1 pseudogene is annotated in these 1,036 nt (G+C 56.4%); it reads right to left on the reverse strand.

Annotated features, from left to right (window positions below):
• Positions 1 to 815 (reverse strand): annotated as a pseudogene (gene istA / locus PG892_RS22315) (IS21-like element ISAs29 family transposase); the annotation flags it as partial.
• Positions 816 to 1,036 lie beyond the last annotated feature (221 nt).

Consider the following 1,036-nt stretch of genomic DNA (forward strand, 5'->3'; position numbering starts at 1 on the left):
GCCAGGATCCAGCGCTCGACGATCTGCACACCCACCTCGGCCTTGGCTTTGTCCTTAGGCTTGTAAGGGCGAGCTGGCATCACCGCCACCTGATAGTGCTCGGCCAACTGCTGGTAGCTGGGGTTGAGCTCGGGATCGTATCGGCAAGCCTTGCTGACACCGCTCTTGAGGTTGTCGGGGATCAGCAGTACCGGTGTCCCGCCGAAAAACTCAAAGGCACGGACATGGCTTTGCAGCCAGTCCGGCAGTGACTGGGACCAGGTGGCCTCGGCAAAGGTGTAGTTGGACGCACCGAGCACGGCGACAAAGACTTGTGCCTGACGGACCTCACCCGTAGTCGGCGACACGATGGGCACCGTGGGCCCGCAGTAGTCGATAAAGAGCTTTTCCCCCGCCTTGTGGATCTGGCGCATGGAGCGCTTTTGCAACTGACACCAGGACTTGTAACGGTCACAGAACTGGGAGTAGCTGTAACAGCTATTGGGATAGCGCTGGGTGTACTCCTCCCAGAGCAGCTGTTTGGAGACCCCCTTGCGCTTGAGCTCCTGATGGACAGAGGGCCAATCCGGCACAACATGGCGGGCCGAGATGGTGGTATCGGCCTGCGGATAGAACAGGGCAGCCAGTCGGCCATCATCAAGCTCGGTAGGTAAGGGCCAGGTAAGGCCGAGCGCCTGGGCACTTTTGAGGAGTTTCTGGATGGAGCCGACACTGACCTTGGTACAGATACTGATTTGGCGAACAGAGAGGTCAGCTTCCAGCCGCAGTCGCAGCACTTCACGAATTTTACGCATTGCAATCCTCTTGGCAGACATAGGCTCTTCCCTGGCAAAAGGGAGAGCGTATCAAAGGTTTTTAAATCAATGCGTTAAGGATGATTCCGGTGAATGTGAACAGTGATTCCGGGATGTTGAACACTGTTTCCGGAAAGGAGGGGCGAAGTGTTCAGGTTGAACCGGAATGAGCGTTCACATTGGTCCGGAAATGGTGTTCACGTTGAATCGGAATTGGTGTTCATGATCGGCCGGAATATGCA

The sequence above is a fragment of the Aeromonas sp. QDB68 genome (assembly GCF_027707405.1).
GTDB lineage: Bacteria > Pseudomonadota > Gammaproteobacteria > Enterobacterales > Aeromonadaceae > Aeromonas > Aeromonas caviae.